Genomic DNA, 25,989 nt, shown 5'->3' with positions numbered 1-25,989 from the left:
CCTCCGGTTCAGGCGGTAGCCGTGCGTAGGGGCGATGAGACGCGGGCGCTGGCCGACGACATCTGCTGGGACGTGATCGACGCCTGCCCGTCCGGCTGGCGGCGCGTCGACCTGCGGTTCCAGGCGGTCGGCGACCGGTTCGACCTGCTGCTCACGGTGGTGATGCCCGACGGCTCCACCCCCCTCGTCCAGCCGCCGGAGGGCCTCGGGCGCAAGTGGGTCGCGCTGCGCCGGATGATGCGCGACGACGAGGGCACCTGGTTCGAGGCGCGGTTCGTCATGAACGCCCCCGGCCCCATGGTCGAGAAGAACTACAACGACCGCTACGAGCCCCAGTGGGGCGCGATGCCGTCGGCCGGGCTGTGGCGGGCCGAACTGCAGAGGTTCCCGCGCGCGCCCGAAGCGGTCCCCGCCTGGATGCGGGCCCGCGCCGACGACGCCCCGGCCCCTCCGGCGCCGCGGATCCGGGGCCTGATGTTCGCCGACACCTCAGATTTCATCTCCCGCGAGATCGCCCCTTACTTCTCGCTCTACGCCCCCTCGGACTGGGAGCGGGTCGTCGGCTCCTACCGGGTGCTGGGCGACCACGTGGAGTTCCCGACGCCGCTGGTGTGGGGCGTGGGCGGCCGGGTGTACCCGTGGGAGCCGCCGACCCGGATCAGGGACGCTGTCGCGCGGCTGCACGACGCCATGTACTACGAGATCGACGGCGATCCCGAGCGGGGCCGCGGCACCTGGTTCAGCGCCGAGTGGACCGCCGAGTTCGGTTATCCGGCCAAGGTCTCCTTCCGCTACAACTGGAGCACCGTTCCGGACTGGGACGAACCTCCCACCGCCGAGGACGCCCGCACCGACCTGGACCGCTTCCCCCGCGCCACCGCCAACGTCCCCGGCTGGCTGCGCGCCCTCGCCGAGGAAGGGCCGGCGGCATTATGATCACCACTCGCCCGACCGCGTTCCGGCCCGGACCGGTTCCCCGGAGCGCCGCTAGGCTGGCGGACCCGCCGGAAGGCGCGGCTTCGCGAAGCGGATCCCGGAAAGCAGGACGGGAGCCGGACGCGCCCTGGAGGAGGACATGAGCCACCCGCAGGCCGGGCAGCGGCCGCTGCCCTACGACCAGCGCCGCTACGACCAGCTCGTGCAGTGGGCGGTGTCGGTGCTGCTGGAGGTCGCGCCCGCCGGCTGGCACCGGATCGACCTGCGCGTCGCGATGACCGCGGAGTCCGCCGACGCGGCGCTCGCCGCCGTCGCCCCGGACGGGTCGGTGCGCGACGTGCCGGTGCCGCCCGGTCTGCTCCAGGCGGCCGCCGAGGTCCGCGCGATGATGTACCGGCCCGGCGAGGGCACCTGGTTCGGGACGCGGCTCACCGTGGACCGGCCCGGCACCTACCGGATCGTGTTCAACCCGCGGTTCGAGCCCGGCTGGGCCGCGCCCGCGCCGGACGGCGCCTACGCCGCCGACCTGGCCGCGTTCCCCCGCGACGACGCCCACCTGCCCGGCTGGCTGCGCGAGCGGGCCGGCGCCCGAGGATGAAACGAGGTACGCGGTGAGCGAGGATCGGCCGCTCGACCAGGCCGGGCAGGACGCGCTGCTGCTCGACGTGCTGATGCTGCTGACGCACGAGCTGCCCCCGCAGTGGGAGGCCGCCGCCGTCCGGTACGCCGCGCTCGGCCCGCACGCCGAGACGGTGCTGCAGGTGCGCGGCGTCGGCCGCGCTGACTGGGAGCCCGCCGACGCGCCCGCCGCGCTCGGCGACCTGTTCGCGCGGCTGCGCGCCGGGATGCACACCCCGGACGCGGGCACGTGGTTCACCGCCGCCTACACGCTCGCCTACCCGTACGCGTACGAGATCGCCTACGACGCCGAGCGGGAGCCCGCCTTCCAGTCCCCGCCCCCGCCGGACGCCCGCGCCGAGGAGCTCGCGCGCTTCCCGCGCCCGCCGCACCTCACCCCGTCCTGGCTGGCCGCCCCCTCCGCCCCGAGCGACGGCCCCGACGCCGCCGGCTCCGGCGCCGGCGGCCTGCGGGTGGCGCGGGCGGTGGACGGGCGGCGGCCGGACGGGTCGCCGCTCGTCGAGCGCCCCGACGTGCCCGGCGACCAGCGCGACGCCGTCGTCCGCTACCTGGAGCAGGCGCCGATCGTGCTCGCCGCGCGCAGCTTCGACGGCGACCTGTTCGACGACGCGCGCGCGCCGAAGGTGCCGCTGACCTTCCACACCGACGGAACGTGGGTGTGGCCCGGCGCCGTCGGGTACTACCTGCGCGCGCACGGCGTCCCGCCGGAACGGGAGCTGGTCGACCACATCCGCTCGGGCGGCTTCCGGGTGCCCGAGGTGTCCGAGGACGCCCGCAACGCAGCGATCGCCGTCGTCACCGGCGCTCCCCGATCCTGAAGGTCCGACGATGAGCAACCCAGACGACCGCAGCCCGCACGGCCGGTGGCAGAACGCCCCGGCCGCCGCGCCGGGAGCGCCCGCGCCGCCCCCCGCCTTCGGCGCCGCCGCGCCGCCGCCCGCCGCGGGCGGCTCACCTTACGGCGGTTCCGGCGGGCCGTCCGGCTACGAGACCGTCACCCGCAAGCCCGTCGTCTACCTGCCGGTGGAGCTGAACGGCGAGCCGATCGGGTTCCTGTGGGCGTCGGAGAGCGACGCCGCCGCCGGGTTCGTGCGCCGCAACGACAAGCTCCAGGCCGCCTGGGAGGCGCCGCTCGTCTGGTCGGAGCGGCTCGCGCGGCAGCACGCCGCCGGGCTGCCCGCCCGCGACGCCGTCCGCGCCTGGATCGGCGCCCCCGAGGACCCGCGCGGCGGCGGTGTCCCCGCCGGGGCCGCCGAGCGGCGGGCCGCGTCGCTGACCGACCTCGACCTCCTCACCAACCCGGGCGCCCCGCCGCTCCCGCAGCCGCTCATCGCCGACGGCACCTTCGCCGACGGCACGCCGGTGGACCGCGCGAAGGGCTGGGGCCCGCTGTCGTTCCAGCTCCCGCCCGGCTACGAGCTGGAGACCGCCGGCCCGGTCGTGTTCCTGCCCGTCAGCCTCGGCGACACCGTCCTCGGCTACGTGTGGGCCGCCGAGGACGGTCCCGCCGCCTTCTACCAGGCGCGCCGCGACGCGGGCACGGCCGGCACCAACGCGGCGGGCCCGCTGATCCTGCGGCTGCGGGAGGCGTTCGAGCGGGGCGTTCCCGCGCTCGACGCGGTCCGCGGGCTGCGCGGCACGCCCGAGGATCCGCGCACCGGCGGCGTCCGCGCGGACGCGCAGGAGCAGCGCGCCGGCAGCCTGGACGAGCTGCGCGCGTTCGCCGGGCAGTACGTGCAGTCGCTGCGCCTGACGTTCCCCGCCATCGCCCCGGGCGCCCCGCGCGGCCCGGAGCTGCCCGACCACGAGCGCGAGCGGGTGCTCGCCTACCTGGAGTCGGCGCCCGCCGCGCACGAGTCGTCCGCCGCCGGGAGCGACCTGCTGGACGCCTCGCGCGGCGCGGTGGTGCCCGCCGGCTACCGCACGGACGGGACGTGGGTGTGGCCCGCGTCCGTCGCCTACTACCTTCGGACCCACGGCGTCGCGCCCGAGCCGGACCTGCTCGCGCACATCCGCGCCAACGACCACCAGGTCCCCGCCCTGCCGGGCACGGCCCTGGACGCCGCCATCCGCACGCTGCAGTGGAACGGCGTCCTGAAGCCCCCGCCCCCGGCGTGACCCGAGGAGACGACGAGCCATGGCCATCGACGAACGCGACGTCCGCCGCACCACCGCCGACCTGGACCTGCGCCGCGTCGGCGGCGCCGACCGGTACGCGAACCGCACGGACGGGCCCGTCCGCCACCTGACGGTCGCCGCCGCGGACGGCACGGTCCTCGGCTACCTGTGGGCGGGCGAGGACGGCGCGTCGGCGGGCTTCGTCCGCCGCGCCGACGGCGGCGACGCCGCCGGCAACGAGGCGGTCGCCTGGTCGCACGAGCTGCGCGCGGCGAAGGAGCGGGGCGTCCCGGCGGCGTCCCTGCTGGCCGAGTTCGCGGCGGCGTCCCTGCCGGTCGCCCCGAACGCCAACCACACCGGCCGCGTCCTGCCGGGCTCCGAGCGGTCCGCCCCCTCCCTGGACGCCCTCACCTCCCTCGCCGCCTCCTGACGGCTAGCCGCGCTCCGGTCCGGCGGCGTCGTCCGGGGGCGGCGCGGGCTGGGTGTAGAGGACCTCGCGGGCCTGTTCGGCGGCCCGGATCAGGTTCTCGTGGATGAAGCTCAGGAAGCGGGCGGCGCTCTCCAGGCGGACGGCGGCCGGGCTGCCCGCGCCGAGGATGCCGACGCCCTGCCGGGCGACCTCGATGAACGCCTCGTTGTCGCGGGCGCTGCGGATCATCGACCGGTACCAGAGGTCGTTGTCGACGAGGTAGCGCTCGCGGCGGCCCTCGGCGGGCTCGCGGCGCAGCAGTTCCAGGCTCTCCAGGGTCGCGACGGCCTTGGACACCGACGCCGGGCTGACCTGGAGGTTCTGCGCGATCTCGGCGGCGGTGAGGCCGCCGGAGTCGGTCACGTAGAGGCAGCTCAGCACGCGGGCCATCATCTTCGGCACGCCCGAGGTCATGAAGACGGTGATGAGCGCCTCCTGGTACTCCCGGACGGCCGCGGCGTCGCGCCCGTGCGCGTCGGGGACGGCGGCGGCGTCGCGGGCGGCGGGGCGGCGCCGGTGGGTGCGGCGCTCGGTGGCGCGGTGCGCGAGGTCGGCGCGGTAGCCGGTGGGGCCGCCGTTGCGCATCACCTCGCGGGTGATCGTGGACGTGGGGCGGTCGAGGCGCCGGGCGATCTCGGCGTAGGCGAGGCCGTCGGCCAGCCCTAGCGCGATCTGCTGGCGGTCCTGCTGGGTGAGCCTGCCTCCCGGCATCGGCACTCTCCTTCACGTTGCTCCGGCGCCGCCAGCATAGCGTTCACCGCCATGCCAATGCAACGAACCCGCGGTGCGCGTTGCGTTCGCCCACAGCATCGTTGCAACAAAATCATGTTGTTGACCTGCATATATACAGCTAGAGCGCAAAAATGACATTGCAGGATTCGTGAAGGCAACGTAGCGTTTCCAATGTCAGAAACAAGCCGCCGCAGGGCGGAACACCCAGGAGCGCACCGTGCACACCTTCGCCGCCACCACCCCCGTCACCGCCGTCCTGAACGTCCCCGCCGGCCGCGTCCAGGTCATCGCCGCCGACCGCGCCGACGCCACCGTCGAGGTCCGGCCCGCCACCGCCGGCAAGAGCCGCGACGCCAGGACCGCCGAGCGGACCACCGTCACCTGCGCCGACGGCGTCCTGCGCGTCGACGTCCCCGCCGACCGCGGCCTCAAGGGCGGCGGCTCGGTCGAGGTGACCGTCCGGCTGCCCGCCGGCTCCCGCGTCCAGGGCACCTCGGCCGCCGCCGAGCTGCGCGGCGTCGGCCGCCTCGGCGACGTCGCCTTCGACGGCGCCTACCGCAGCGTCAAGCTCGACGAGACCGCCGCCCTGACCCTCACCGCCACCGACGGCGACGTCGAGGTCGGCCGGCTCGGCGGCCCGGCGCGGATCAGCGTCCAGCGCGGCGACATCACCATCGCCGAGGCCACCGGCGGCGAGGTCGCGCTCGACACCAAGGACGGCGACATCACCATCGCCGCCGCCGCGGGCGTCTCCGCCGCCCTGGACGCCGGCACCTCGCACGGCCGCGTCAGCAACGCCCTGAAGAACGACGGCGCCCCCGCGCTCGACATCCGCGCCACCACCGTCAGCGGCGACATCACCGCCCGCAGCCTCTGACCCGCGACCGCCCACTCCCGGAGGAACCCCCCACCATGAGCGACCTGGCCATCTCAGCGACCGGACTGCGCAAGTCCTACCCCGCCGCCAAGGGCGACGGGACCGGCGACAAGATCGTCCTCGACGGCGTCGACCTCGCCGTCCCGGACGGCACGATCTTCTCCCTGCTCGGCCCGAACGGCGCCGGCAAGACCACCACCGTCCAGATCCTGTCCACCCTGCTGAAGCCCGACGCCGGCGACGTCCGCGTCGCCGGGTTCGACCTGGCCCGCCAGGCCGACGACGTGCGCGGCGCGATCGGCGTCACCGGCCAGTACTCGGCCGTCGACAAGCTGCTCACCGGTGAGGAGAACCTGCTCCTCATGGCCGACCTCAAGCACCTGCCGCGCCGGGACGGCAGGCGCAGGGCCGCCGAGCTGCTGGAGCGCTTCGACCTGGTGGACGCCGCCCGCAAGCCCGCCTCCACCTACTCCGGCGGCATGCAGCGCCGCCTCGACCTGGCGATGACGCTGGTCGGCGACCCCCGCGTGATCTTCCTGGACGAGCCCACCACCGGCCTGGACCCGCGCAGCCGCCGCGCCATGTGGGGCATCGTCCGCGAGCTCGTCGCCGCCGGCGTCACCATCTTCCTCACCACCCAGTACCTGGAGGAGGCCGACCAGCTCGCCGGCCGCGTCGCGCTCCTGGACCACGGGCGGCTGATCGCCGAGGGCACCCCCGAGGAGCTCAAGCGCCTCATCCCCGGCGGCCACATCGAGCTCACCTTCGCGAGCGCGCACCTGCTGGACGCCGCCCGCGACGCCGTCGGCGCGGGCGTCCCCGACCCCGAGGCGCTCACCCTGCAGGTGCCGAGCGACGGCAGCGTCCGCGCCGTCCGCGAGCTCCTCGCCCGCCTGGACGAGCGCTCCGTCGACGTCGCCGAGATGAGCGTCCACACCCCCGACCTCGACGACGTGTTCCTCACCCTCACCGGCCGGCCGGCCGCCGTCCCCGCCCCCGCCCCCGCCGACCAGAAGCAGGAGACCTCCCGATGAGCACCCTCTCCCTCGCCGCCCGCGACTCCTCCACCATGATCCGGCGCCAGCTGAAGCGCCTGGTCCGCTACCCGTCCATGACCATCCAGCTGATCGTCACGCCGGTCATCCTGCTGCTGCTGTTCGTCTACGTCTTCGGCGGCACCCTCGGCGACGGCATCGGCGGCGGCCGCCACGCCTACGTCAACTACGTCGTCCCCGGCATCCTGCTGATGGCGGCCGCGACCGCCGCGACCGGCACCGCCGTCATGGTCGCCACCGACATGACCGAGGGCATCATCGCCCGCTTCCGCACCATGCGGATCTCCCGGGCGTCGGTCCTCACCGGCCACGTCGTCGGCAGCATCGTGCAGCAGCTCCTCGGCGCGGCCGTCCTCGTCGGCATCGCGCTGGCCATCGGCTTCCGCCCGAACGCCTCCGTCGTCGAGTGGCTCGCCGCGACCGGGCTGTTCGCCCTGTTCGCCCTGGCGATCACCTGGCTCGCCGTCGCGCTCGGCCTGAAGTCCCCCAACCCCGAGTCCGCCAGCAACGCCCCGATGCCGCTGATCATCCTGCCCTTCCTCGGCAGCGGCTTCGTCCCGACCGACTCCATGCCGACCGTCCTGCGCTGGTTCGCCGAGTACCAGCCCTTCACCCCGATCATGGAGACGCTGCGCGGCCTGCTGCTCGGCTCCGAGATCGGCGACAGCGGCCCGATCGCGGTGGCCTGGTGCGCCGGCATCGCCGCCCTCTCCTACCTGTGGGCCAAGCGCATCTTCAACCGGGCGTGACCGTGCGCCGGCCGAACGCGGGCCGCCGGACCGACGAGGTCCGGCGGCCCGCTGCCGTTCCCGCCTCAGATGTCGGCGACGTGGCGCAGGCTCCACTCGGCGTAGGCGACGTTGAAGCCGACGAACGCGGCGGCCAGGGGCGCCGAGCACTGCGGGCTCAGGCTGACGCGGCGGTCGCCCTCCGTCCCCGAGCCGCGCGCCACGTCGGTGCGCCGGGCGTCGCGGACGGTGTGCTCCTGCGTCACGCCGCTCCCGCTGATCTCGCCCGCCACGGCGCCCGCCCCGTCGAAGATCTCGAACCGCTCGCCGGTGAGGCCGCCCGGCCGGCGCGGGATCCGCGCGAACCGCTCGCCCGCCGCGTCCAGGACGTCCACGTGCTCGACCCTGCCGTTCCCGGCGGTCAGCTCGACGCCGAGGAGGCGCGCGCCGTCCGGGCGCTCCAGCCAGATCGTCCGGTCGGTGGTGAGGAACAGCGTCCGCCAGCTGCCGCGCGGCCGCCGCACGGTGGCGAGGACGTCGCGCTCCCAGGTGGCGAGCCGGTCCTCGACCAGGAGCAACTCCCGGTGCCCCAGAAACCCGCTCATACGTCACCCTCTTCTACCGTCGCCGGTCATTGACGGACCAGCAAACCGACCCCTCGCACGGCTGTCAATGTCCGGTCATGGCCGTCCGGGCATCGAGCGTCTCCCGGTACTCCCCTTGGGTACGCACCAGCGCGAAGGCCGCGGTGACGGCGGCCGACCCGTTAGGCTCGAACGCGTCTTTTCCGAGCCTCTGGGGAGTTCGCGTGGGTACCTCCGGCACGCCCGAGCACAGCGCGCAGCCGCAGTTCCTGCCCCCCGAACCGGCGGACGCCGCACCGGAACCGACCGCACCGGAAGGACCGCCGCCCGCAGCACCGGAAACAGCGCCCGGCCCGTCCCCCCGCCCGCGCCGCAAGCCCTGGCTCTACGCCGCCGGAGCCGCCGCTCTCGCCGCCCTCGCGGCGAGCGCCGCCGTGTGGGGCCTGTCCGGCTCGGACAAGACCCCGGACCGCTACACCTCGCTCCCCGCCCCCTGCGGAACGATCACCTCGGCGACCCTCGGGAAGTACGCGCCGGGAGCCACCGCCCGCGCCCTCCCCCCGACGAACGGCAGCGCCGGCCAGCGCGCCGCGTCGTGCCACTGGGAGCAGCCGCTCACCGGCGCGCGCGACCAGGAGACGGCCTCCCACGACATCGACGTCCTGATCCGCCTCTACAGCGACCCCCGGCAGGGCCTGGACACGGCCCGGTCCGCCTACACCACGGCCTGGCAGGCGGCGCGCGACCTGGCGGGCACGTCCGAGAACGCCGGCCTCCAGGTGCATTCGGAGGCGCCGACCCTCCTGCCCGGCGTCGGCGACCAGGCGTTCACTCAGCACGCCGTCGCCGGCGGGCTCAGCGCTACCGGCAAGGTCGAGGCGACGGTGCGCGTCCGCAACGCCCTCATCGTCGTCGGCTACGAGGGCGCCACCTTCCTGCCCGGCTCGCTCGGCACGCCCCGCCAGTCACAGGCCCGCCCCCTGGACGAGGCCCAGGCCCGCGCGGGCGCCGAAGCCGCGGCCCGCGACGCCGCCGCGGCCCTGGCAGCCTGCAAACCCTGCCTCACCACACACTGACGCGCGCTCACCTCGGCACCCTCAGAGATCGTGCCGCCCGTCCCGGACCTCCCGAGCGAAGGCGGCGAACACCCCGCGCCGAAAGGCCAGCCCGGCCCCGTCCGGCTCCTTGGAGTCGCGCACCAGGACACCGCCGGCGACGCCCGCCAGCTCAACGCAGTTGTCCCCGGCGGAACCGCTGTAGGAGCTCCTACGCCACGAGGTGGACGTCGGGCCGATTGTGATCACTAGTCCTCCAGGATCGAATCGATCGGGCGCCCGGACCCTCCGGCCAGTACCACCGGAGACCGCTCCGAGCGCCCGCACACCGATGAATCAGAGGTCGTGCCGCCCGGCACGGATCTCGTCGGCGAGCGCGGCCAGCACGACGCGCCCGAAGGCCAGCTTGGGCCCGTCCGGGTCCTTGGAGTCGCGCAGCAGGACGCCGTCGACGGCTCCCGCCAGCTCAACGCAGTCGTCACCGGCGGAACCGCTGTACGAACTCTTACGCCAGGAAGTGGTAACCGGGCCGATCGTCATCACTGGTCCTCCATGATCGAGCGGATCAGAGCGGTGGTCTCCCGTGTCGAGAGCGCCGCCGATCTCAACGCATTGAAGAGTACGACAAGCCCGTGGACGTCACACGGGTCGTCGAGCATCTGGCCGTGGCCGTTCGCCCCTTCGACGTAGGCGACGTCCGGTGAGCCGTCGAAGCTCAGCACCTGGAAGCCGCTCGGCTCGAAAACCGCCGCACTGTTCGGGATGATCTGAATGGAGACCCTGGGCTGCTGCATCAGCGTCAGCAGAATCTTGCACTGCTCGATCCGCACGGCCTCTGGCAGGTCGCGGATCACCGACTCCTTGAGCAGGATGAAGAGCCAGGGCGGCACGGCCTTCGAATGCAGCTTCTGCCGATCCATACGAATACTGACGAGTTCTTCCGCCTTCTCCGGATGACGACCGACGCTCAACGCTAGACGCGCGTACTCCTCGCACTGAAGCAGCCCCGGGATGAGCAGAGGCCCGTAAATGCAGATCTGGTTGGCCTCCTTCTCCGCCTCGATGAGCGGGCGGAAGCCGCGCGGGATCAAGCCTTGCTTGCGTGCCTCGACGATCTGCTCCCACAGGCGGTGGAAGGCGCCGACGGCCTCAAAGAACGTGTCGAGGTCGTCCGCCAGGCCCTCCGAGGGCGGCTTCTCGTAGTTCTCCACCTTGGCGAGCCACTGCGGCGAGCAGCCGAGCGCCTCGGCCAGCTTGTGCCGGGAGAGGCCGGCGTTCTCGCGGCGGCTCCGCATCTCGATGACGAACGACTTCTGCGGGCCGAACGGTTCGTTTCCGCGCTGGGGTGCCATGGGGGTGCTCCCGGATGCCGTCCCGCCGGTGCCGGTTCCCGTACAGCCTGGCGGGGGTGCCGTGCGGGGGGTGAACGGTTCGTAGCCCAGAGTAATCCCCCTTTGCGAACCTTGCCACCACGAATTCACGGCGTATCGAGGAGGGCATTCGTGAATGATCGGGAACTCGCATCGCTCCGCGCGATGTATCCGTCCTGGCGCATCCGCCGGCCGCCGTCCGCGAAATACCTCGTCGCCACGCGCATGGGGCGGCCGCTCACCGATCGCGAGCTCTACCACGGCCTCAGCGCGACGCTCGTGGAGGACGACGGCGAGCACCTCGCGCCGCCCTCGCGCAGCAGGCGCGCATCGAGGCGGCCCTGTGAACTTCATGATCGTCGCCATCGCGGCGGCCGCCCTCATCGCCGCTTTCGCACTCATCATGCTCACCGCCTTCACGGTCGCCGCCCTCCGCGCCCCCGACTACCACGGCAGGCATCGCCCCACCCCGCTCTCGAAGCCTCCCGCACCCCCCATCCCTCACCCTCCACATTTCACCTCAAACCGCTACACGTAACATCATTCTCCACTACAGTCCTTTCCATTGTCGATAACTCAGTCAGGGGAGCTGTGGTGGCCGGTTTCAACAGCACCGATCCGCAAGAGCTGGCCAAGGCGGCCATCGAGCGCACGCAGCGCCTCGCCCGGCTCCGGGAGGAGATGACCGGGCTGCGCGGGCACGGCGAGTCCGGCGACGGACGCGTCAGCGTCATCTGCGCCCCGAACGATCCGCTGGCCGAACTCCGCATCGATCCAAGGGCGATGCGGCTCGGTTCGGAGGAGCTCTCGTCGGCGGTCCGCGCCGCCGCCCGCGCGGCCCGGCAAGACCTGGACGCCCAGGTCCAGCGGCTCACCGAAGCGGAATACGGCACGGACACCGACCCTTTGGCCGCGCTGCGCAACGCCGACCAGCTCATGGCGTCGCTGAAGGAGACGCAGCACATGTTCGAGAAGGCCGGCCGGGACTCGCAGCTCATGATGAGCGAACTGAAGCGCCGGTTCGGCTGAGCCGGAGAGAGCAGGGAGCAGACCCGTGGGCGGCAACCGCATCGACCAGATCCTCAACTCCCCGGCGCGCGACCGCAGTCCGTCCGGTGACCCGTCCGGCGGGCCCCCGGCCCCCGGCCCGGCCAAGCCGGAGCCGGGCATGCGGCCCGCGAAGAGCAGCGGCGAGGTCCGCTTCGCTCCGGACGACCTGCGCAAGCTCGGCGACGAGATCGAGACCGAACTCCAGAAGATCTTCACGCAGGCGCGCTACAAGCTCAACGCCGCACCCCGCGACGTCCAGTCCGACGCCTTCACCACCTTCGCCTACACCTGCGCGGCCGCCTACACGCAGGTGATCGAGTTCGTCGACGAAGACCTCAAGACCAAGACCAGGTACGCGATGGACGTCAACGACCGCCTCCACAAGGCCGCCGGCGTGCAGGACGAGGCCGAGCGCAAGTCCACCATCAAGAAGGGCGACTGATGGGAACACCGCTGGATCCCTGCAAGGGACTCGCCGAGGCGTCCATGTACGAGTCGCTGTGGGCGTCGTGCATCATCCCGGCCGCCATCCCCATCAACCCGATCGTCTACGCAGCCCAAGGCGATCCGGCCGGCATCTGGGAGGGAGCCGACGGCTGGAAGGAGACCGCCGACCAGATCCGGCACGCCCAAGCCGCCGTCACTCAGCTCATCGGCCGCATCCCGGAAACGGATTGGGCGGGCGAGGACCGCACCGCCTTCACCGACCGGATGCACGACTACCACGCGCAACTTACCGCGGCAGCCGACTACGCCCAGGTCATCGAGACGGCGCTCCGCCTGCTCGCCATGCTGATCGGCGTCTTCATCTATCTGATGTTCGGCGTGGTGACCCTGTTAACGATCTTCGCCACCGCGATCGCGATCGCCGCCGGCAGCATCGTCGGTGCCCCAGCCGCCTTGGAGATCGAAGCAGAGGCGAACACGTTCGCCACCCAGGCTTTCACCATCCTCAACATCTCCTCCAAAGTGCTGACCGGAACCTCCATCGCCGTGGCCGCGCTGTTCTCGGTCCTGCTCGGCGTGGACATGGACCGCCAGCGAGCCCATGGCAACGACGAGGTGGGCAGCACTTTCCGGCAAGCGCTCGTGCACAGCCTGGACGACCAGCTCAAGGGCTTGGTCAACTTTCTGGAGCAGAAGTACACCGGGGAATTCATGGGCAAGGCCGGAGCGGGAGGCACGGCTCGCACCGCGGGGTTCTCCAACCTGGAGGGCATTCTCAGCGCCATCGGAGGCGCCGACACACGCCACGGGGGTCCGATCGGATCCGACCTGCTGGAAAAGGGGCTCGCCGCCGGGGGCATCCAGGCCGACGATTACGGCACCGACGACAAGGGATCGGACAAGCCCGCCCGCACCTACGTCGATGGCACACAGCCACACCGCTGAGCAGCTCACGACGGACCGGAGCTCGCCCGTCCTCCACGACCGGGACCGCCCATCGGCACTGGTCGCTCCGCCCCGCCCCGACACCTCCCGTGGTGAAAAATGATCTGGTTCGCCCTCCTCTTTCTCATATACTTCACCGCCATCACGCTCGCCGTCCTCGCCTACAAGGGCCTGTGGTTCTCCTGGTATCCGAAATTTTCTCGACCATTCGTTTTCGGATGGCACGCCATGGGCGGAGCCATCCTGAACGTGCAAGCCATTTTGTATTTCCACATCCCGCAGGCCGCACAGAACGCCCTTTTCCTCGCGGGCAGCATCTCCGCACTCCTCTGCTTCACCATCGGAATATGGTATCGAATACTCCCGGCTCGCTGGATGCTTCCTCCCTGGATACGCTGGATGGAAGGAGATCCAAAAATAAAGGAGAGACCACCTGACTTCCATATCGACACCCGAGTCGATCGCATCCTGCGCACCTTCCCCTTCCACGCCGGCAACTCTCGGGTCGGCGCCGATCCCAAGCCCCTCCCGCTCTACGGATCCCGGCCCGGCAAGGACAGTTCCGACTGATTCCATATTTGGATCCAGCCGCAGTACCAGGGGACGCAATGAATGTGACGCTCCTCCTCCTGCTCATCTTGATTCCAGTCTCCGCCACCACCACCCTCGCCGTCCTGGCCTACAAGGGCCTGTGGTTCTCCTGGTATCCGCACGGCGGCTACGGGCTCCTCCAGAAAAACAGGGTGTCGACGACCATGAACCGGGGCACGGTCCACCCTTTCAGCATCGGATGGAACGGTGGATCCGCCGTCTTCTTCTACGGCGGACCTCTGGTCGCCACTTCCGTTTCCCCGGACATGTTCAACGCGGTTTTCACGACTTCCATCTCACCCGGCGTCGTCTGCGTCATCGTGGGCGTGATCTACCGGGTCCGCCCTGCGCGGTGGATGCTCCCCGCATGGATTCGCTGGATGGAAGGCGACCCGGCCGTCCCCGAGAAGCCGTCGAACTTCTACGTCGACACCCGGGTCGATCGCGTCCTGCGAACCTTCCCCTTCCGGTACGAGAACACCCGGGCCGGCGCCCACCCCGAACCCATCCCGCTTCGCGATCCCCCTCCGGAAAGGGCAAAGCCGACTGACTCCACCATCACCTACGGCCGTATCACCAAGGACGACAGTGAGTGACCCTCTACCCTGGTTCGTCATACTCCTGGCGATATCATCGATCGCCATCACCCTTTCCGTCCTCGCCTTCAAAGGCTTGTGGTTCTCCTGGTATCCGCACGGCGGTTACGGACTCTTCTGCGATCCAGAAGTGTCCTACACGGGGAATCAAAAAGCCTGGCACCCGCTCAGTTTAGGATGGTTCGCCGGCGTCGGCCTTTTCTTCTACGGCGGCGCCTTCGTCTCCATCCGAATCCCCCCGGGCGCGAGCGGTGCGGTTTTCATTTCATGCCTTCCGCCGGGCTTCTTCTGCATTCTCGTCGCCGCGGCCTACCGGCTCTGCCCGGCGCATTGGATGCTCCCCGCATGGATTCGCTGGATGGAAGGAGATCCGGCCATTCCAAGAAGCCGTCGAACTTCTACGTCGATACCCGGGTCGATCGCGTCTTGCGCGCCTTCCCCTCTGGTGATGAGAACACGCGGGCCGGCGCCCGTCCCCAGGCCATCCCGCTCTACGGCTCCCGGCCCGGTAAGGACAACTCCGACTGGTTCCACCTCTGACCGCACGTGGGCGATCGCCGCGAGCGCCCATCGCGCGCCTGCGTCCGGAGTTCGCGGCGCGGCGCGGCGCGACGCGGGTCGCGGGGCCGGGTGATCGGTGGGCGTTCATCGGCGGAGTCCGTTCCGCCCACGCCGCCGACATTGATCGCTACGATGGCGATCTTGGACGTTCTGTCGGGGGATGGGCGAATGGCGAAGCTTCAACCGCTGCGTGCGGGCGATCCCGCGTCGGTCGCGGGCTACCGGCTGCTCGGCCGGCTCGGCGAGGGCGGCCAGGGCGTCGTCTACCTCGGCCGGGGGGACGACGGGCGGCAGGCGGCGGTCAAGGTGCTGCACCCGCACCTGGTCGGCGACGAGGCCGCCCGGAGCCGCTTCCTGCGCGAGGTCAGCACGGCCGGGAGCGTCGCCCGCTTCTGCACCGCGCAGATCATCGACGCGGGCCTGATCGACGGCGTCCCCTACATCGCCAGCGAGTACGTGCCGGGACCTTCCCTGGAGGAGTCCCTGCGCGCCGACGGCCCGCGCACCGGTGCGGCGCTGGAACGCCTCGCGCTGAACACGGCCACGGCCCTCGCCGCGATCCACCGGGCGGGCGTCCAGCACCGCGACTTCAAGCCCGACAACATCCTGCTCGGCCCCGACGGCCCCGTGGTGATCGACTTCGGGATCGCGCGCGCCCTGGACGACGCCGGCGGCGGCGTGACCCGGCACGGCCAGCTCATCGGCACCCCCGCCTACCTGGCGCCCGAGCAGCTCACCGAGGAGCCGGTCGGACCGGCCGCCGACGTGTTCTCCTGGGGCGTCACCATGGTCCGCGCCGCCAACGGGCGACCGGCCTTCGCCTCGACGACGCTGCCCTCCCTGTTCAACGCCATCATCACCGGCACCCCCGACCTCGGCGTGCTCCAGCCGCCGCTGCGGGACCTGGTCGCGGCGTGCCTGGCCAAGTCCCCGGCGCACCGCCCCACCGCCGACCAGATCGTCGCCCGCCTGACCGGCTCCGCGCAGGTCGTCAGCGAGCCCCCGCCCTTCCCCGGCCTGCCGGCCGACCTCCCGCCTTTCCCCGGTCTGCCCGCCGAGCCCCCTCCCTTCCCCGGGCTGACGCCCGGCCTGTCCATCCCCGCGCCGCCCAGCCCGTCCGTCCCCGCCGCACCGCCGCCCGCGACCGGTCCCCGGGACGCCGGCACGATGCCCGTGGCCGATCGGCGTCCGGCCCGCAGGCGCCCCCGCTGGGCGGTCCCGGTCGCCGCTGCGGCCGGGGTCGCGCTCCTCGGCGCGGCGCCCGTCGCCCTGCTGATGCGGAGCGGCGGCGAGGAACCGGCGTCCGCCACCTCCACGCAGGCAGCACAGGCCGGAGTGGCCGCCCGGCCCCGGAGCGGGACCGGGCGGGCCGCGTCCAGGACGGCCGAGCCCGGCGCCAAGCCCTCCGCGAGCGCCACCGCCACCACCACGGCCTCCGGACGGCCGAGCCCCACCGCCTCCGCCAAGAAGCGCCGGTCGAAGGCCCCGGCGACCGCGACGGGCCCGTCCGGGCCGAACCTCATCGCCAACGCCGGGTTCAACGGCACCGCCGGGTGGACGTTCCGCGGCAGCGTGACCGGTGGCAGCGGCCACACCGGCAGCGGCGTCCTGCTGTCCGCGACCAGCGGCAGCGACGCGGCCATCGAGCAGCACCTGACCCTGCGCCCGCACACCCGCTACACCCTCACCGGCTGGGCGCGCGCCGCCGGTCCGCGGACGATGCTCGGACTCAAGACCCCCGACCCCAACGTCGGCTCGTGGCGGGCCACCACCTCCTCCTCATGGACCCGCTTCACCATGGGCTTCACCACCGGCGGCGCCGGGACCACCTCCGGCACCGTCTACTGCTGGCTCGACGGCGCCGGCAAGGGCTCCTGCGACGACGTCGTGCTCCAGGCGTGGTCCTGATCCACAGCGCCGGCGGGGCGAGGATCGTCCATGCCGCCGGAGGCGGAGCGGCGCCACGGGGATGACCGCCCGGTCGTCGCCGGGTGAGCGCGGTCAGAGGGGTCGGGAGTACCAGCGGCGGTGGACGATCTGCTCGGTCGCGAGGGCGGCGGCGCCGGCGGTCGCACTCACCAGCAGGGACGGCCAGCCGCCTGCGGCGAGGGCGACGGTGCAGCCCGCGGCCAGGACGAGGGGGCGCAGGAGGGTGAGCGGGCCCAGCCCGATGACCATCGCGAGGGTGCTGGCGCGGAAGGGCAGGACGAAGTAAGCGGCCAGCGAGAGCGCGACGGCGAGGGCGTAGGCGGCGATGCAGAGCAGGTAGGCGGTGCCGCCGTCGACCAGGCGGTCGTAGGCCCGGGACTGGTCGGTCGCTGTCAGCAGTACGGCGCAGGCCGTGAGGATGGGGACCAGGAGCAGGGCCGAGCCGACGGCCAGGCCGCGGAGCGAGGCCCGCAGGACGGCGCGGTGCTTGCGGATGCGGGCGTCGCGCCCGGCGTAGGCGCGGAAGCCGCTGAAGGCCGCGTCGATCAGGCCGAGCGCCGCCAGCGGGAGGGCGGGGGTCATGCGGCGAACCGTTCGGGGCCGACGAGGCGGCGGGAGGCGCGGCCCATGGCCCGGCGGAAGGGCTCTTCCAGGTGGGGCCGGATGCCGAGGAGGGGACGCAGGGTCGTGCAGAAGGGGTTCGCCAGGCCCCGGGGTTCGTAGACCAGCGGCCGGATTCCCGGGATGTCGGCGGCGTGCAGCAGCGTCTCGTCGCTGTGCGCGCGGCGGGCGGAGGCGACGCCGTCGTGGCGGCCCAGCGGGTGGCGCATCCTGGCCCGGTGGAACACCCACGCACCCAGGGGCGTGATGGGCGTCGCCGCGATGTCGAAGTGGCAGAACGCCACCGCCGAGGACGCCGCCTGGGCCTGGAGGAACTCCGCCAGGGCGGGCCCGCGGAAATGGTGCAGGACGCCGGTGGAGACGTAGACGGTCGCCGCCTCGGGCAGGTCGAAGGCGTTGGCGTGGACGAAGCGGCAGTCCAATCCCTCGGCCTGGGCGAGGCGGGCGGCTTCGCCGGCCAGGGCGGCGTCCAGATCGACGCCGATGAGCTCGACGCCGGGGCCGAGGGCGCGGGTGGCGGCGAGCCGGCGGACGAGGTAGCCGAGCCCGCAGCCGATGTCGACCAGGCGGAGCCGGGCGCCCGGCTCGGCGGTCTCGCGGATCGCCTCCAGCAGCGGTCCGAGCAGGTGGAGCACGCGCTCGCCGATGCGCATCTCCTCGCTGAGGCGCTGCAGTTCGGTGTGCACGCCGATCAGCAGCCGGTCCACGGCGGCGGGATCGAGGACGCCGTCCCCGTCCACGGGCAGGGTGCCGACGATGCGGGCCGCGCGCCTGTTCCCCGCCTCGGCGAGCGTCCGGAGGACATCGTCCCGGCGGACCGGGGCGCGCCGCAGGCTGCGCGGGTCCGTGACCGTGATCAGATCGGAGATCTCAAACTGGGGCATCACGCCCAGCCTAGCGAGCGAAAGATCTTCCCCCGGCCCAACCGGACGCGCGGGTCCATCGCCCTCCGGACGCAACTGTTCGCATCCCTATCGTCGCCGCCTCGGCCGCGCGGTCTTGCGCGCCAGCCGCCCCCTTCGGCCGGCCATCGCGTAGACGATCCTGAACAGCACGAACACTGTCCTGACGGCGGTCGCCAAGCGCGGCCGTCCGCTGCGGTGCCGCAAGGCGGCGTGCTCTTGCAGGTCGGGAGCGAAGGTGCGGTACCGGGGGCCGAGGAACGATGTTCTCTGACGTCGGACAGCCGGGACGTGCTCCGGCCCGAGCCTCTCTATGGCGGGTACGGGCGCCTCTAGTGGATTTTCCGCATGCCCGGGCAACGGAGAAAAGCGCAGAAAGAATCGGCAGCCGAAAAAGCAGAGCCGATGAACGGACCCGGAAATGGCCATTTCCGGGTCCGTTCATCGGCTCTGCCGAATGGTCGAAGGGATCAGCGGTTGCCGGGGGGCGGGTAGTTGCCGCTCTGCGGGGGGCCGGAGGGGGGCTGCTGGAAGGAGGGGGGCGGGCCGGGGTAGGCCGAGCCGGACGGCGGGCCGAACGACGGGCCGGACGGCGGCTGCGGGCCGCGCGGGGTCTTCCTGCCGCGCAGGACCAGGAACACGACGAGGACGATCGCGACGAGGACGACCAGGCCGACGACCCCCAGGATCAGCGTCCCGGAACCGCCCCCGTCGTCGTCCTTGGTGCCCGCGGCCTGCGGCGTGGCGGACGGGCCGTCCTTGGCCTTCTGCGCGGCGACGGCCTTGTCGAGGCGCTGGTACACCGGGTTGGGCGCGCTCTCAGGGATCTTGTTCGCGTTGGCGAGCGCGCGCCGGATGCTGACGAGGCCGTAGCCCGTCTGGTCGTCGCGCCCCTTCGGGCCGACGTCCACGGTGGTGTTGGTGACGACCTGGACGACCTTGCGGGCCGGCATGTCCGGGTACTTGCTGCGGATCAGCGCTATGGCGCCGGAGATGAGGGCGGCGGCCTGGCTAGTGCCGTTACCCAGGTACAGCTTGCCGTCGCTGGACATCTCACGGATCCCGGCTCCCGGGCCGGCGACCGTCACGTAGCTCTGCCGTTGCGTATTCGCCCAGGGCCGGCCGGTGTGGTCGATCCCGCCGACGGCCAGGACGCCCGCGCACGATGCGGGCCACTCGGGCCAGTTCTGGGTGTCGCCCGTGTTGCCCGAAGAGGCCACCACTACAACGTCCTTGGTCGCAGCGTAGGCGACGGCCTCGGCGGTCTTGGGTGGGCAGGAGTCCTTGTCGGATGAGCTGCCACCGCCCTGAGAGACGTTGACGACCTTCACGCCGTGATCGACGGCGTATCGGATGGCCGCAGCCATCTCGACGTCGCCGATGGCCTCGTTCACGATCGGCATGACCTTGGCGGCCGGGGCGACTCCGGTGACCCGACCGCCACGGCCGACGATCAGACCGGCCATCTCGGTGCCGTGCCCCTCGGAGTCGGTGTCCTTGAGACCGTCGCCGTTCTTACCGCTGCTGGCGACCAGCGCGCCGTTGAACTCGGGGAGCTGGGAGTTCACGCCCGAGTCGATGAGGCCGATCGTGACGCCCTGCCCCTTGGTCTGCGGCCAGACCTCCTGCTGGATGTGCCAGGAGTCGAACCACCACTGCTCTTTGTCGAGCCGTGGGTCGGCGTTAGCGGCCGTCGGGAGGGCGGCAAGGCCCAACGCCAACGTCGCCGCCGCCAGTCGCATGAACCGCCGTCGCATCCTTGATCCACCTTTGTCTCGAAGCGCGTGTGGGCGGCCGGGGATCTCGTCCCCGACCGCCCATGTCACGATCGCCGTTCCTGCACTCAGCCGATGACGGGGGGCGCGGTGTCGTCGTCCGCTCCCCAGACGTCCTCGTCCTCGGTCAGCCAGGTGGAGCGCTCGCGCTCCTGCTCGCCTTCCTTGCCACCGTGACCGCCATGGCCCATCGGCATGCCGCCGGCGCCGCGCCCGGCCGCGCCGTTGGCACCGGCCCCGGTGCCCGCACCGGCACCACCTGCGCCGCGCAGGCCGCCACCGGCGCCCATCGCGCCCGCGCCGTCACCCGCGAACGAGCCGAGGCCGCCACCGGCACCGGCACCGCCGCCGAGACCGCCGCCCGGACCGCCGCCGAAGCCGCCCGCGCCGCCGCCGAAACCGCCACCGCCGGCACCACTGCCGCCGAAGCCGCCGCCACCGGAGAGGCCGCCGGTCGGGTCGAAGCCGGACAGCTTCGTGCCATCGCCGCCGAAGCCGCTCCCGACGCCGCTGCCGCTGTTGCCGAAGCCCCCGGCGCCATCGGATCCGAAGCCGCCGGCGCCGGGGTGCGAGCCCAGACCACCGGTGCCGCCCGTCCCGAAGCCGCCGTTCTTGTCGCTGAAGCCGGCCAGGTGGGGGTTCGCAGCGTCGTTCTTGCTGGCGAACGGGTTGCTCGTGTCGCTGAACTTGGGCGAGCCGCCGGGACCACCACCGGGACCACCGCCCGGGCCGCCTCCAGGACCACCGCCGGGACCGCCAGGGGGGCCGCCGCCGTTGTACGGCGTCTTACCGTTCTCGAGCCCCTCGGGAAGGTCCTGCGTGACCGTCGCCGGGATGTTGTTGTACGCCTGGCCCGCGCGCATCTTGAACTTGTCCATCATCTGGCGGGCGTAGTCGTCGTCGCCGCCGGTGCTGAACAGGCCGTCGCTCATCTCCTGGGCCTTGGCCTGGTACCAGTCCAGGATCTGGGTCTTGTACCAGGTGTAGTTCTGCGCGGTCGTGTGCGTCTTGTTGGACAGGTCGGTGGCGGTGGTGTGGATCTGCTTGAACTGATCCAGCGCCTTCTGCGCCTCGTCGCCCTTCCAGTGCTTGATGACCGTCGCGGCGTAGTTCTGCATCGCGTTGGCCATCGCCCCGAGCGAGTCGGAAGCCTTGGCGTACGCGTCCGAAGCATCCTGCACCGGGCCGGGCTGGATGTTGGACAGCATCTTCTTGATCTCGTCGAAGCTCTCCGACGACTTCGTGGCGCCCGGCGCGCTCTGGCCCCGGATCGTAATCTCTTTGCCCATGGCTTCCTTCCCCGTTCTCCCGGACGGCGGACTCAGGCGTCGACGTTGCCGCCGGACGTCGGCACGGTGTCGACGGCCTTCTTGGTCGAGTGGTGCGCGGCCTCGTAGGCGTCGGCGGTGCTGTTCAGCTTGGTGATCAGGCCGTTGAACGCCTTGCTGATGAGCCCGATCTGCTGGTCGAAGTTGGTCTTGACCTCCTCGGTGACCTTCGCGAAGGAGCTGCCCGCGTCCGTGCTCGTGACGGCCGCCGTGGTGATCGAGGTGCCCTTCACCGCGCCGAAGTGCTTCATCCAGCCGTCCAGGTCCTGGCCCATCTTCTTGGCCAGCGCCCGCAGCTCGCCCGGATCGACCTCGTACCCCTTCTCCGCCTTGGGGTCGAAGTTCTTGCCGTCCGGCGGCGTGCTGCGCGGGACGTCCATGTCCTTCGGGTCTTTGATGTCCTGCCCGGCGTACTGGACGTAGAGGGACTTCTGGTCCTCCGGGGAGAGGGCGTCCCACTGGGCCTGCGTCATGCCGGTGTGCTGCTGGTTGTACGTGTCGCCGTACTCGTTGCCGGTGTAGACGGGGGTCGTCGTGACGGGCCCGTTCGGTCCGTACGTGTAGTACTCGACCTTCTTGAGCTCTTCCGGCGTCAGGTTGTACTGGTTCGACAGGGGAGGCGGGTCGTTGGGGGCCATTACTTCGATCTCCTGGCTGGGATGCGCTGCTGCGTGACCTGAGCACCGACGCCGTGCAGCCCCGCGGTGGCGGGCGGAGCTGCACGGCGTCGCGGAGCGGACGCGGGCGGGGGCGCTGGCGTCAGCCGGCCCAGATGCCCTGGTTGCGGCGCTCGGCGCTGCTGTAGTTGCTGTGCGCCTCGCCGATGACGACGCCGAGCTGGTTGAGGACCTGGCCGATGTGGGCCGCGGCGGCGTCCCACTGGCGCTTGGCCTCCCAGTAGGCGGTGACGGCGTCGCCCTCCCACTGGTTGAGGTGCTTCTCGAGGGTCTTCTCCAGGTCGTCGAGCTCGTCGACCAGGGCGCGGTAGGCCAGGCTGAAGTCCGCCTGGGCCTGCTGCATCGTGCCGAAATTCGCCTTGGTGTAGCTGTCGCTCACGGGGGGTCCTCCGGAGGTGGGGATGGGGGCGGGGAGACGAGGGGGATCAGGTGCCGCCGTTGAGCAGCGAGTTGATCTTGTTGACCGCTTCGGTCTGCTCCTCTTCGGTGCTCTCGTACTGCACCTTGGTGTGCACGAGCTTCTCGTGCATGCCCTCCAGCGCCGTGCGGACCTTGTTCATGTCCTGCTGGAACTCGTTGAAGACCCGGTCGAAGGAGACCGAGGCGTTGCCCGCCCAACCCGACATCAGCGAGGACTTGTGGCCCTCCAGGTTGCTCTGCAGGCCCTTGACGATGCCTGCGGAGTCCTGGATCCGCGTGGCCGCCTGCGCCATTGCTGCTCTGTCTACTGCGGACTGTCCGGCCACAGTGTCACCTCCATCACGAGTGCTGGATCACTTCGCGTCACACGACGGTGAGGCGGCACTCCGGAGGCCGGGCGTGGCCCAGGGGGAGCACCTGTCACGCGAAATGCCAACGATCATATGGGTTCTTCGCCAGCTATGTCGACGTAATAGGGGAGCCGGGGGTTCCGCACTATCGCTAGTTATTTTGAGCGACACCGGACGCTTTGTCACCCTGCCGATCATTCCCGCTGGTCAGCCCGCGGATCACTACGGACGGTGCCCGGACCGGTGCGTTCGCAGGTCCGGGCGGGTGGCCGGGAAGCGTCCGGTGCAGGTCGGATGGCATTTCGACAATGCCGGTCGGCGCCAGTCGAGGGGCCTTTACGGAAAACACGGTAAGGGCCGCCGGGGCGGCCCTTACCGTGCCGGGCTAGCCGTGCGCGGACGACACCGGCTGGCGGGCGAGCGCCGGGTCGAGCGCCGGGCCGGAGGGGATGAGCTGGATCACCGACGCCGGGACGGGCGCGGCCTTGCCCGCGTCGTAGCCGAGCTTCTTCGCCACGTCCGCCGACGGCAGCGCGTACCGGACGCCCTGGTCGTTGACCAGCGACAGCGAGCCCGAGCCGGTGCCGGTGGTGGAGCCGGTCGGCACGAGGCTGATCAGCGAGGCGCCGCCGGGGGGCAGCACCATCTGGTCGACCGAGGTCGCCGAGCCGGCCGAGCCCGCGCCGAGGGTGCCGGTGGACGGGGCCGGGAGGCTGCCGCCGACGGTGAGGCGGCCGGTGGAGGAGCCGACGGGGAACACCGTGCAGAGCGGCGTCGCGGGATCCCAGGCGAGGAACTTCGGCAGGTTCGGGGGGAGCTTGTCGTCGAGCAGCCTGGTCGCGGACGCGGCCTGCTGCGCGGACGCCACGTCCACCGGGAGCGCCTGCACGGTCTGCCCGCCGTACGCCTGGGTGGTGACGGGGTCGCGGAGCAGCAGCTGCGCCTGCGTCTGGCTGATCTGGGCGAGGCCGTCGCGGAGCATGACGTACCAGAGCGGGCGGCCGTCGCCGGTGTCGGCCTTGAAGACCTGGCCGACGCGGGCCGGGCGGCCGCCGGGGCCGGAGCGGGGGGTGCCGCGGCCGGGGACGTCGGGGGCCTTGAACGCGCCGGCCGCCGGGATGGCGTTGAGCCAGGACGCCGGGACCTCCGCCGCCGTCGGGCCGCCGGTCACGGCGGTGACCTGGGCGGCGCCGATGCCCATCTGCATCCGGTGGTCCTTCCAGATGACCCAGGGGATGCCGGCGGTCTGGACGACGGCGGCCTCGTCGTCGCCGAGGGGGCGGCCGCCGACCTTGGTGCCGGCGGCGAGGGCGGTGAAGTTCCGCTTGACGCCGTTGGCGGCGGGCGCCTCGCGCACGCACACCGACCAGGGGCCGCGGACGAGGCTCTTGGTGTCGGGCAGCGAGTCGGGCGCGCCGACGATGCCGATCATCGGGCCGCGGGCGAACCTGGCGAGGGACTTGCGCGACACCGAGCGGGTCTCGACCTTGTCGGAGTTCAGCGCCAGCATCGCCGAGGCGTAGTTGGCGACCGGGAACATCTTCTTCGTCGTGGCGTCGTAGACGTACTTGGTGCCGGTCTCCTTCTCGATGATGAGCTTGCCGGGCTGGTCGAGGCCCCTGGCGCCGCCGGGCGACAGCAGGCCCCAGATGCCGAAGACGGCCACCACGACCAGGGCGACCATGACGCCGGAGAAGGCGCCGACCGAGAGCCGCTTCATGGGGGACTCGGCGATGTCGGGCTCGCCCTGGAGGAGGGCGAGGCCGACGCGCTGCTGCATCAGCCGGTGCGCCTGGTAGAGGTCGCGTCTGCTCTGCATCCGCGCGTCACCCGGCCAGGCCGCGGACGCGGGAGAACACGTCCAGGACGGCGAGCGCCAGCGGGATGAGCGCGATCATCACGAGGATGTCGAGGATGTCGCCGGCGCGGCCCCAGAACGGGGTGGGCTTGTGGGCGGGCAGCCACATCGTGACGCCGATGACGATGCCGGTGACGGCGAGCAGCGGCACCAGCGTCGCGGCGAGGACGACGTACTGGTCGCCGGTGCCGGCGGCGCTGAGCGCGAGCAGGCCGAGGCCGGTGAGGCCGGCGACGAGCATCCAGGCGCGCTGGGCGAGGCCGCGGAAGACGCGGGCGCGGAGCAGCAGCGACAGCGCCATCGCGGCGATCGTGGCGCGCGCCGCCCAGCCGCCGGCGGCGGCGAGCGCGAGCATCGCGCCGGCCGACACGAGCGCGATCGCGGCGATGAGGCCGGTCGCGAACCGGTCGGCGGCGGCGGTGCGGGCGAGCACCGCGCGGCCGTCGACGTTCTCGGTGTCGCGGCGCAGCTCCTCGGCGCTGCCGGGGACGGGCGGCAGCGGCATCCGGGCCAGCTTGAACGCGAGGCCGGGGATCGCGCCGATGAACATCATCACCACGACGGCGCAGACCGCCGCGATCCCGGCGGCCGGCAGCCCGGAGGTGACGAACCCGACGGCGGCGCCGGCCGCGCCGACGACGCCCGCGATGGCGGCGCCGAGGAACACCGGCAGCCCGTCGGCGACGGCGAACATCGCGATGACGGCGAACAGCGTCAGCACCCCGAACCCGGCGAGCAGGTGCGGGGCGCCGAGGTCGAGCAGCGCCGTCCGGTCGCGGGCGGGCGCGAGGAGCCCGGCGAGGAAGGCGTGCGGCAGGATCGCGTAGCCGAGGACGGCGCCCGCGCCCGAGTCGCCGTAGGCGCGCGACAGCATCGCCGCGACGATCACGCCGATCAGCGCGATCAGCCCGGCGGCGCCGGCGGGCGCGAGCCACGGCGGCCCCGACAGGGCGATCACGGCCGCGCCGACGGTGAGCGCGGCGGCGGCGGCGCCGAGCCCGTAGGCGCGGGTGGTGGTGGGCCGCCACCGGTCGGAGCGGTCCTTGATGCCGGTCGCGATGACGTCGGCGACGTCGTCGAACGACATCTCCGGGAGCTGCGCCATCCGCGGCCGGAAGTAGAGGATCTCGCCGTCGCGGACGCCGAGGGCCGAGAGCGTCTGGGACGGGTCGAAGCCTCCCTCGTCGAGGCGCTGCAGCACCCAGCCCGAGTGGGCGAGCCCGGCGTCGGCCATCTGCTCCCCCGCCGCGCGGAGCAGCGTGGGGAGCATGTGGGCGAGCGGCACGTCGGACGGCAGGGAGACGTCGATGCGGCGCCGCGGCGCCACGATCGTGACCCTGCTCAGTTCTGTCATGGCGGGGGGATTCACCGAGTCT

31 protein-coding genes are annotated in these 25,989 nt (G+C 72.1%); 17 read left to right on the top strand and 14 right to left on the bottom strand.

Going from position 1 to position 25,989, the window contains the following annotated elements; all coding sequences use genetic code 11:
* Positions 1-21 precede the first annotated feature (21 nt).
* From K1Y72_RS23090 to K1Y72_RS23070, 5 genes are all read left to right on the top strand, one after another.
* Complete coding sequence (locus tag K1Y72_RS23090) at positions 22-936, top strand: hypothetical protein (protein WP_220168509.1); 915 nt, start codon at positions 22-24, stop codon at positions 934-936.
* Between the two features lie 139 nt (positions 937-1,075).
* The gene (locus K1Y72_RS23085) at positions 1,076-1,534 is read left to right on the top strand and encodes a hypothetical protein (protein ID WP_220168508.1); all 459 of its coding nucleotides are present in this window, start codon (positions 1,076-1,078) and stop codon (positions 1,532-1,534) included.
* Positions 1,535-1,547: 13 nt separating this feature from the next.
* Positions 1,548-2,393: a hypothetical protein gene (locus K1Y72_RS23080; protein WP_220168507.1), complete on the top strand. Its 846-nt coding sequence runs from the start codon at positions 1,548-1,550 to the stop codon at positions 2,391-2,393.
* Positions 2,394-2,403: 10 nt separating this feature from the next.
* A complete protein-coding gene (locus K1Y72_RS23075; RefSeq protein ID WP_220168506.1) occupies positions 2,404-3,693 on the top strand; it encodes a hypothetical protein in 1,290 nt (429 codons plus the stop codon).
* A 19-nt stretch (positions 3,694-3,712) separates the two neighbouring features.
* Positions 3,713-4,123, top strand: a complete 411-nt coding sequence (locus tag K1Y72_RS23070) for a hypothetical protein (RefSeq protein WP_220168505.1) — start codon at positions 3,713-3,715, stop codon at positions 4,121-4,123.
* A 3-nt stretch (positions 4,124-4,126) separates the two neighbouring features.
* On the opposite strand, the gene K1Y72_RS23065 is transcribed toward K1Y72_RS23070, so the two are convergent.
* Positions 4,127-4,873: a GbsR/MarR family transcriptional regulator gene (locus K1Y72_RS23065; RefSeq protein WP_220168504.1), complete on the bottom strand. Its 747-nt coding sequence runs from the start codon at positions 4,871-4,873 to the stop codon at positions 4,127-4,129.
* Between the two features lie 238 nt (positions 4,874-5,111).
* Between K1Y72_RS23065 and K1Y72_RS23060 the strand changes: the two genes are divergently transcribed.
* From K1Y72_RS23060 to K1Y72_RS23050, 3 genes are read left to right on the top strand one after another with little or no spacing between them, the layout of a single operon-like run.
* Positions 5,112-5,771 (top strand): DUF4097 family beta strand repeat-containing protein, encoded by a 660-nt coding sequence (locus K1Y72_RS23060; protein ID WP_220168503.1) that lies wholly within the window; start codon positions 5,112-5,114, stop codon positions 5,769-5,771.
* A 35-nt stretch (positions 5,772-5,806) separates the two neighbouring features.
* Positions 5,807-6,805 carry an ATP-binding cassette domain-containing protein gene (locus K1Y72_RS23055; RefSeq protein WP_220168502.1) on the top strand — a complete coding sequence of 333 codons (999 nt, stop codon included), beginning with the start codon at positions 5,807-5,809 and terminating at the stop codon, positions 6,803-6,805.
* Positions 6,802-7,575, top strand: a complete 774-nt coding sequence (locus K1Y72_RS23050) for an ABC transporter permease (RefSeq protein ID WP_220168501.1) — start codon at positions 6,802-6,804, stop codon at positions 7,573-7,575. Before K1Y72_RS23055 ends, K1Y72_RS23050 begins: the two co-directional genes overlap by 4 nt.
* 65 nt (positions 7,576-7,640) lie before the next feature.
* On the opposite strand, the gene K1Y72_RS23045 is transcribed toward K1Y72_RS23050, so the two are convergent.
* Positions 7,641-8,159, bottom strand: a complete 519-nt coding sequence (locus K1Y72_RS23045) for a hypothetical protein (RefSeq protein WP_220168500.1) — start codon at positions 8,157-8,159, stop codon at positions 7,641-7,643.
* A 203-nt stretch (positions 8,160-8,362) separates the two neighbouring features.
* Here K1Y72_RS23045 and K1Y72_RS23040 point away from each other — a divergent pair, with 203 nt between their 5' ends.
* On the top strand, positions 8,363-9,214 hold the full coding sequence (locus tag K1Y72_RS23040) for a hypothetical protein (RefSeq protein WP_220168499.1): 852 nt from the start codon (positions 8,363-8,365) through the stop codon (positions 9,212-9,214).
* Positions 9,215-9,235: 21 nt separating this feature from the next.
* On the opposite strand, the gene K1Y72_RS23035 is transcribed toward K1Y72_RS23040, so the two are convergent.
* From K1Y72_RS23035 to K1Y72_RS23025, 3 genes are all read right to left on the bottom strand, one after another.
* The gene (locus K1Y72_RS23035) at positions 9,236-9,442 is read right to left on the bottom strand and encodes a DUF397 domain-containing protein (protein WP_220168498.1); all 207 of its coding nucleotides are present in this window, start codon (positions 9,440-9,442) and stop codon (positions 9,236-9,238) included.
* Between the two features lie 87 nt (positions 9,443-9,529).
* A complete protein-coding gene (locus K1Y72_RS23030; RefSeq protein ID WP_220168497.1) occupies positions 9,530-9,733 on the bottom strand; it encodes a DUF397 domain-containing protein in 204 nt (67 codons plus the stop codon).
* Positions 9,733-10,545 (bottom strand): helix-turn-helix domain-containing protein, encoded by an 813-nt coding sequence (locus K1Y72_RS23025; RefSeq protein ID WP_220168496.1) that lies wholly within the window; start codon positions 10,543-10,545, stop codon positions 9,733-9,735. Before K1Y72_RS23025 ends, K1Y72_RS23030 begins: the two co-directional genes overlap by 1 nt.
* 361 nt (positions 10,546-10,906) lie before the next feature.
* Between K1Y72_RS23025 and K1Y72_RS23020 the strand changes: the two genes are divergently transcribed.
* The 8 genes from K1Y72_RS23020 (at position 10,907) to K1Y72_RS22985 (ending at position 16,661) form a co-directional block, all read left to right on the top strand.
* Positions 10,907-11,101, top strand: a complete 195-nt coding sequence (locus K1Y72_RS23020) for a hypothetical protein (RefSeq protein ID WP_220168495.1) — start codon at positions 10,907-10,909, stop codon at positions 11,099-11,101.
* 56 nt (positions 11,102-11,157) lie between these two features.
* Positions 11,158-11,592, top strand: a complete 435-nt coding sequence (locus K1Y72_RS23015; RefSeq protein ID WP_220168494.1) for a YbaB/EbfC family nucleoid-associated protein — start codon at positions 11,158-11,160, stop codon at positions 11,590-11,592.
* Between the two features lie 25 nt (positions 11,593-11,617).
* A complete protein-coding gene (locus K1Y72_RS23010; RefSeq protein ID WP_220168493.1) occupies positions 11,618-12,055 on the top strand; it encodes a hypothetical protein in 438 nt (145 codons plus the stop codon).
* Positions 12,055-13,005 (top strand): WXG100 family type VII secretion target, encoded by a 951-nt coding sequence (locus tag K1Y72_RS23005; RefSeq protein ID WP_220168492.1) that lies wholly within the window; start codon positions 12,055-12,057, stop codon positions 13,003-13,005. Before K1Y72_RS23010 ends, K1Y72_RS23005 begins: the two co-directional genes overlap by 1 nt.
* Before the next feature lie 99 nt (positions 13,006-13,104).
* Positions 13,105-13,575 carry a hypothetical protein gene (locus K1Y72_RS23000; RefSeq protein ID WP_220168491.1) on the top strand — a complete coding sequence of 157 codons (471 nt, stop codon included), beginning with the start codon at positions 13,105-13,107 and terminating at the stop codon, positions 13,573-13,575.
* A 44-nt stretch (positions 13,576-13,619) separates the two neighbouring features.
* Complete coding sequence (locus K1Y72_RS22995) at positions 13,620-14,192, top strand: hypothetical protein (RefSeq protein ID WP_220168490.1); 573 nt, start codon at positions 13,620-13,622, stop codon at positions 14,190-14,192.
* Positions 14,193-14,537: 345 nt separating this feature from the next.
* Positions 14,538-14,732, top strand: a complete 195-nt coding sequence (locus K1Y72_RS22990) for a hypothetical protein (RefSeq protein WP_220168489.1) — start codon at positions 14,538-14,540, stop codon at positions 14,730-14,732.
* A gap of 189 nt (positions 14,733-14,921) precedes the next feature.
* Positions 14,922-16,661: a serine/threonine-protein kinase gene (locus K1Y72_RS22985; protein WP_220168488.1), complete on the top strand. Its 1,740-nt coding sequence runs from the start codon at positions 14,922-14,924 to the stop codon at positions 16,659-16,661.
* A gap of 93 nt (positions 16,662-16,754) precedes the next feature.
* Here K1Y72_RS22985 and K1Y72_RS22980 read toward each other — a convergent pair whose 3' ends face one another.
* From K1Y72_RS22980 to eccD, 9 genes are all read right to left on the bottom strand, one after another.
* Complete coding sequence (locus K1Y72_RS22980; protein ID WP_220168487.1) at positions 16,755-17,264, bottom strand: hypothetical protein; 510 nt, start codon at positions 17,262-17,264, stop codon at positions 16,755-16,757.
* Positions 17,261-18,187 (bottom strand): class I SAM-dependent methyltransferase, encoded by a 927-nt coding sequence (locus tag K1Y72_RS22975; protein ID WP_220168486.1) that lies wholly within the window; start codon positions 18,185-18,187, stop codon positions 17,261-17,263. The genes K1Y72_RS22980 and K1Y72_RS22975 overlap by 4 nt, the downstream gene beginning before the upstream one ends.
* A gap of 488 nt (positions 18,188-18,675) precedes the next feature.
* On the bottom strand, positions 18,676-19,926 hold the full coding sequence (locus tag K1Y72_RS22970; protein ID WP_220168485.1) for a S8 family peptidase: 1,251 nt from the start codon (positions 19,924-19,926) through the stop codon (positions 18,676-18,678).
* A gap of 122 nt (positions 19,927-20,048) precedes the next feature.
* The gene (locus K1Y72_RS37285; RefSeq protein ID WP_220168484.1) at positions 20,049-21,269 is read right to left on the bottom strand and encodes a WXG100 family type VII secretion target; all 1,221 of its coding nucleotides are present in this window, start codon (positions 21,267-21,269) and stop codon (positions 20,049-20,051) included.
* A 32-nt stretch (positions 21,270-21,301) separates the two neighbouring features.
* A complete protein-coding gene (locus K1Y72_RS22960; RefSeq protein ID WP_220168483.1) occupies positions 21,302-21,946 on the bottom strand; it encodes a WXG100 family type VII secretion target in 645 nt (214 codons plus the stop codon).
* 121 nt (positions 21,947-22,067) lie between these two features.
* Positions 22,068-22,364 carry a WXG100 family type VII secretion target gene (locus tag K1Y72_RS22955; protein WP_220168482.1) on the bottom strand — a complete coding sequence of 99 codons (297 nt, stop codon included), beginning with the start codon at positions 22,362-22,364 and terminating at the stop codon, positions 22,068-22,070.
* Positions 22,365-22,410: 46 nt separating this feature from the next.
* Positions 22,411-22,731 carry a WXG100 family type VII secretion target gene (locus K1Y72_RS22950; protein ID WP_308287192.1) on the bottom strand — a complete coding sequence of 107 codons (321 nt, stop codon included), beginning with the start codon at positions 22,729-22,731 and terminating at the stop codon, positions 22,411-22,413.
* Positions 22,732-23,140: 409 nt separating this feature from the next.
* On the bottom strand, positions 23,141-24,574 hold the full coding sequence (gene eccB, locus K1Y72_RS22945) for a type VII secretion protein EccB (protein ID WP_220168480.1): 1,434 nt from the start codon (positions 24,572-24,574) through the stop codon (positions 23,141-23,143).
* A gap of 7 nt (positions 24,575-24,581) precedes the next feature.
* The gene (gene eccD / locus K1Y72_RS22940) at positions 24,582-25,967 is read right to left on the bottom strand and encodes a type VII secretion integral membrane protein EccD (RefSeq protein ID WP_220168479.1); all 1,386 of its coding nucleotides are present in this window, start codon (positions 25,965-25,967) and stop codon (positions 24,582-24,584) included.
* Positions 25,968-25,989: the final 22 nt, after the last annotated feature.

It is taken from the genome of Actinomadura parmotrematis (genome assembly GCF_019458805.1).
Classification (GTDB): Bacteria; Actinomycetota; Actinomycetes; order Streptosporangiales; family Streptosporangiaceae; genus Spirillospora; species Spirillospora parmotrematis.
Note: the sequence above shows the minus strand (reverse complement) of the source record. Positions and strands in the feature narration are given on the sequence as shown.